Origin of the sequence: Brevibacterium sp. UCMA 11754 (assembly GCF_021532275.1) — a bacterium.
Taxonomy (GTDB): domain Bacteria; phylum Actinomycetota; class Actinomycetes; order Actinomycetales; family Brevibacteriaceae; genus Brevibacterium.
Genome location: NZ_JACBOT010000027.1, coordinates 1 through 5373, shown reverse-complemented (window position 1 = coordinate 5373; position 5373 = coordinate 1). Strand labels below are relative to the sequence as shown.

Here is a 5373-nt window from a genome sequence, read left to right as displayed (position 1 = left end):
TCGGTGGACGTGCCGAAGGTCGATCTGACGCCGGGGATGCCGGGCGCTGTCGCAGAGCCAGAGCGGCAGGCACGTGACTGACCCGGTCGACGTCGGCACGCGGCGCTTGGCTCATCCTGCGGCGCGTGTAAGTGGACAGCGCTTCGATGTAGCGCCGAGAGCCTTCCGCGTACAGGACTCCCATCGCCAGGGACGACTTGCCCGAACCGGAGACACACGGCGATACCGACCAGCGAACCCAATGGGACGTCGACATCGATGTTCGCCAGGTTGTGCACGCGGGGCCTCGAATCTCGATCATCTGGTGATTGCTCATGTCCCCATTGTCGCCGCGCGAGGGGATGATCGCGATGAGATCAGCATTGTAGGGTCTAGCGGAACTTGTCAGAGGAGCACCGCGCTGACCTGAGATGTGACACAAGCATGAGACGGCATCTGTCTCACCAACTTGTCAAAATCCTCAAGCACTATGGAGGACCGCGGCCGGAACGAACAACGCTGGCACCGTGGCGGTCTCGAGATCGATGATGAGCGTCTGATCCGCATTCCTCGTCGTGCGGAGGCCAACTCACCGGCTCTCCACAATCTGTAGGATCCAGTGCCATCCTTCAAGGGCTTGCACCCCTGTCTGTTGCCCTCCCGCAGATCCTGAATTGGCTATTGGTGGTGCTAAGGAAATGATGGAGAGTACGATACCTTGCCGTGTAGTCGCCCGGGGGAGGAGTTCAGGCACCCCTGACTCTCGCTCATTGGGGGAGTCGCGGGTCCTCGTTAGTCGCCAGCCTCAATGCGAAATCACCCGGGCTCAGTCTACTCTGAACCCGGGCGAGTCGCCTCACAGAATGAGCGTCTCAGGCGATAGTGGTCGATTCCAATGCTGAGAGCGTGCCCGGACTTTGTTCTCGGGATCTATCGCGGTTTGATGAAGCGCGACGACCAGGGCACCGAACAGAGCAACCAGCGCCCAAATTGTGCCGACCCACCACAGACCTCCGAACGGAAGCAGCATAAGAGCCGAAGCGAGCATAGGAGTGATTCCTGCGCCCAGAGCCGCTGCTCCCTGGTAGGCGACGGACGCGCCCGTGTAGCGCACAGACGCTGGAAACAGCTCTGCCACATATGCCGAGATCGGACCGTAGATGAGCCCCTGAACGATTCCCTGTCCAAAAAGAATCGCGACAGAGAACATCTCGATGCGACCCGATCCGATAAGAAACGTTATGGGAAATGCAGAAGCCGCAACGACCAAGCAGGCGATGAAGATCATGCGCGCCCTACCGATCCTGTCGCTCAGGCGTGCGGACACGAAGCAGGTGAGAATCATGATGAGGGAGCCACCGGCCTTCCAGTTCAGCACCCACGTCTTGTCCTCGCCCGCATCGACAGCCATGGACACTCCCCACACCGTGACAAGCGATTGCGTCGTGTACACGCTCACAGCCACTGCCAAGCCGATGAGAACAGGCTTCAGATGGTTGCATAGCACATCGAAGATCGGAATCCGTCGACGGTCATGTTCTTCTTCGAGCGTCTGGAACACCGGCGACTCCGACACTTTCAACCTGATCACCAGGCCGACGACGATGAGCACCGCAGAGAGAAGGAACGGGATCCTCCAGCCCCACACAACGAACTGATCGCCGGTGAGCACGGTCATGACAGACATGACGACAGTCGCAAGCACAGCCCCGGCCGGCCACCGGCATTGGCGAATGACGCGGCAAATCCCGCTTGCCTTGGTGCATGTTCCAGCGCCATGAGCGCAGCGCCACCCCACTCACCGCCGACAGCGATGCCCTGAATCACCCGGAGGACCAACAAAGAGATCGGAGCAATGATGCCGATCATCGATGCAGGAGGCATCAGTCCGACGATGACGGTAACACTTCCCATGATGATCATTGAAAGCACAGGGTCTTCTTCCGACCGAGTCGGTCGCCGAAGTGCCCGAAGATCACTCCTCCGAGCGGCCGAGCCAAATAGCCTGCAGCAAGAGTCGCGAATGAAGCGAATACCGCCAAACTTCCGCTGCCGAATCCGGTGAAATAGAGAGAGCAAAGACGATTGACGATGCCGTCGCGTAGAGGAGAAAGTCATAGAACTCTATCGCAGATCCGATGAAGCTCGACGCCAAGATTCTGCGCATCTCAACTGTACTCAGCGTCAGCTGACGCCCCTCGTCGTCGACAACGACAGGGGGCGGTCCCTGCTGCGGCGTAGGTGACGACTCTGTCATGGAACCCCCTCATTGGAAACTGAACATTCTCAATAATCTACAAACAGGTTATGATTGTCAACATTTTTGTTAACATAGAACTCGAGTACAGATCCGCATGCGATCTTCAGTCGGTCCGCGAGCAGGATCCGTCTGCCCCTGGGTCCTGCGCGTCAACCCCGCAGGACATGGAGCGACCATGAGCCAGCTGCGCACCCTCGGGGTATTGTTACTAACTTTGCTTGCAGTATTGTTGACAATCTCTACTGGGCACTGTTTGACTTGCCTGTAGCAATTCCAATGACGAGATTTGCGAAGCGATCGCAAGGTTCGACACCGCTCAAAGGAGAAGCTGACACCGGGCCAACACCATCGACAGAGCTTTGAGTGCACGGATGCACTCGACCCTGCCCTTGATTGCGCACTGGGCTTCCGATCTCATTCAGCGGGTGTTCGACAGCTTTGCTCTGTTCGCATCGACGACCGACAGGATTACTCTCTATGTCCCTTTCCATCTGGGCAATGGTTGCCTACTTGGCCTTCATCATCGTGTGGAACGTGGTGATCAAACGCAATATCGGCGAGTCCATGTTGCTGGGCTTCGTCGTCGTCTGCTTGTTCGGCGGCAAAGACTTCTTCCAGATCCTTGGTACCGGCATAGTTGATGCGCTGCAGGAACAGGTCGTGTTCGCCGCACTAGCGTTCATATTCATGGGCTTCATGCTCAAAGAGCTGGGGCTCATGGAGAAGCAGGTGGAGATTCTCAATTCTGTCTTCGGCCGCGTCAGAGGCGGAGCGGGGTATGTGTCCACAGTGGCATCTGCGCTATTCGGCACGATCTCCGGTTCCGGATCAGGGAACGCCGCAGCGGTCGGATCAGTGACGATCCCGTGGATGACCAGATCCAACTGGAAACCGGAGATCGCGGCCTCGTTGGTCGCCGGAAGCTCCGGACTCGGCCCCAGCTTCCCGCCCTCGTCCTCGAGTTCGTGCTTCTCGGCTCGGCCGCGTCGCTCCGTTCGTTGCAGCAGATCAGTTGTTCATCGGTCTTTTTCTGCGGCGGTGCTTGGGCATTGTTGTACCGACTGATCGTTGTCACTATATGGATCCGCATCTACGGCGTCGACAAGGTCGAACGGGCTGACATCCAGCCGTTCAAGGCGGCCATTCGCCAAGGATGGACCTCGTGCTGTTCATCTACATTGGCATCGCCGTCCCTCTGCTGCTGACGGTCGGCCCGGGAGCCGATTGGCTCACTGGACGCCTGGGAGCAGAGACCTTTGAGTCAATCAGTATCATCGTGTGGATCCCGGTCATGATCCTTCTGGCCTGCTTGATGGTGGGCGCAAGCACCTGCCTCGGTCGGCGAAGAGCTGGAACAAGCTACTCGATAAAGTTGCCCCCCAATACTCTCTCGTCGGTGCGACGCTGTTCTTCGCTTTCGCCGCTGCCAGTGCGCTGGGCGAATTGGGACTCTCGGAAGACCTCGCGGTATTCATGAGCAGAATCGAGGCGCTGGCCTCGTCGTCGCACTTGCTGTCGGCTCGCTGGTAGTCCTGCTAGCAGCGCCACTGACGTCAACCGCAACCATTGCCGCAGTCGGCGGGGTTGCCTTCACGGCGCTGACCGCAGCTGGAGCTGGCCCGGTCCCTGCTGCAGTGGCTGTGCTTCTGTTCTCCGCAACCGAAGGCTGCTCCCCTCCTGGAGCAGCACCGATCTATATCGTCTCCGTCATCGGGGGTAGAGTCGATCCGGGAAAGCTGTTCGTCAGACTCATTCTCTGGTTCGTGATACCCACCATCATTTTGGGCTCACTGGTCGCACTCGGCCTGCTACCGATCTTCAGTATCGCCTGAACAACCTGAACGATCAGCCTCGACTGACGTTCTCCATCAACTGACCATACCTACAGATTCGAACAAGGAGTCCGACAATGTCCGAGAACTCTTCTCAGGATGACACCACGCCAACCGGGATCCGCGCGCTTCTGGCGTGGCTGCTCCTTCTGCTCTTCAAGATCACGCTCGTAGCATTCCTCGTTTTGGGAACGGTACTTGTGCTAACCCAATTGCCGGTGCGCTCTTTGCTCAGCAGACGCTGGTCTCAGGCGCCATGGATGTACTCTTCGCGCCGACTACGGCCTGCGCAGCAATTACCGGCTTGGCAGGGTTCGCCATCGCCTATGTACTGAAATGGGACACGTCCGACTGACCCCGTTTGCGGGCTCTGTCAAGCACGCGTCCTCCGTTCCGAGAGGGGCCCTGCCTTGACATAGGTCCTCCGTTCCGAGAGGGGCCCTGCCTTGACATAGGTCCTCCGCTTCGGGAGGGCTCGTGCCTGGCAGAGTAGGTGCAGGTGACAATCTAAACGCATGTACACATTTTCAATAGGACGGCAAGACTCAGATAGACAGCCCGGATGCCACCCTCGGTGCCTCATATACTTTTGCCGCGAAATGGTGGACCCTCGGAAGCTATGGGAGTGAACTGTCGATGGCGACTCGCGCAGAGATCACCACGAAATACGCCAGGCAATACAAGAAAGCCTCGAAGAAGAACAAAGGGGCTGTTCTCAAAGAGGTCGTCGCGGTGACCGCCTGGACTCGCGACAATGCTCGACGGCGATTGACCCAGGCAGCCAAGCACCCGCCAGGACCAGGCAGACAGGTGACGAAACAGCACCGGAAGCCCCGGTCCAGGAAATACTCCTATGACGCAGTGAAGATCCTTCAGCGTGTGTGCGATCTCGGGCGGCCAGTGCGGAAATACCTTCACGCGACGATGCGTATCCTCCTCGATCTCCTCGAAGCCCATCACGAGCTCGTCCTCGTCAGGATCGTTACACCACAACGGTGCGCAAGGAACTGCTGGCAAATGAGCCCAGCCACGATCGACCGGTACCTGGGGCCCACACGGGCCAAAGACGCAATCAATGGGATCTCGACAACGAAGCCCGGGAGCCTGCTGCGTTCAGCGATCACGATCCGCCGCGCCGGTGACGACGTCGAAGACGAACCCGGCTTCTTCGAAGGCGATACCGTCGCCCACTGCGGTCCCGTCGAATCGGGGGAATTCGCTAGGACACTCAATCTCACCGATTTCCATACGGGGTGGACGTTTACCCGTACCGTGCGCAACAACGCGCATACGAATATCCTG

General features: G+C 58.4%; 6 protein-coding genes and 1 pseudogene. 4 read left to right on the top strand and 3 right to left on the bottom strand.

The genetic code is table 11. The features are described 5' to 3' along the window. The 3 genes from HX613_RS15070 to HX613_RS15060 form a co-directional block, all read right to left on the bottom strand. Positions 1-316, bottom strand: a 316-nt coding sequence (locus HX613_RS15070; RefSeq protein WP_235346068.1) for a hypothetical protein, incomplete at its 3' end; no start/stop codon positions are given. A 519-nt stretch (positions 317-835) separates the two neighbouring features. Continuing rightward, positions 836-1684, bottom strand: a complete 849-nt coding sequence (locus HX613_RS15065) for an MFS transporter (protein WP_235346067.1) — start codon at positions 1682-1684, stop codon at positions 836-838. Beyond that, positions 1654-1893: a hypothetical protein gene (locus HX613_RS15060; protein ID WP_235346066.1), complete on the bottom strand. Its 240-nt coding sequence runs from the start codon at positions 1891-1893 to the stop codon at positions 1654-1656. The genes HX613_RS15065 and HX613_RS15060 overlap by 31 nt, the downstream gene beginning before the upstream one ends. 823 nt (positions 1894-2716) lie before the next feature. Here HX613_RS15060 and HX613_RS15055 point away from each other — a divergent pair. From HX613_RS15055 to HX613_RS15045, 4 genes and pseudogenes are all read left to right on the top strand, one after another. Then, a complete protein-coding gene (locus HX613_RS15055; protein ID WP_235346065.1) occupies positions 2717-3304 on the top strand; it encodes a TRAP transporter large permease subunit in 588 nt (195 codons plus the stop codon). Positions 3305-3517: 213 nt separating this feature from the next. After that, positions 3518-3769, top strand: coding sequence for a hypothetical protein (locus HX613_RS15050; protein ID WP_235346064.1), 252 nt, complete (start codon positions 3518-3520; stop codon positions 3767-3769). Beyond that, the gene (locus HX613_RS23070; RefSeq protein WP_442862608.1) at positions 3682-4071 is read left to right on the top strand and encodes a TRAP transporter large permease subunit; all 390 of its coding nucleotides are present in this window, start codon (positions 3682-3684) and stop codon (positions 4069-4071) included. Before HX613_RS15050 ends, HX613_RS23070 begins: the two co-directional genes overlap by 88 nt. A gap of 636 nt (positions 4072-4707) precedes the next feature. After that, positions 4708-5373, top strand: a pseudogene (locus HX613_RS15045) (integrase catalytic domain-containing protein); the annotation flags it as partial.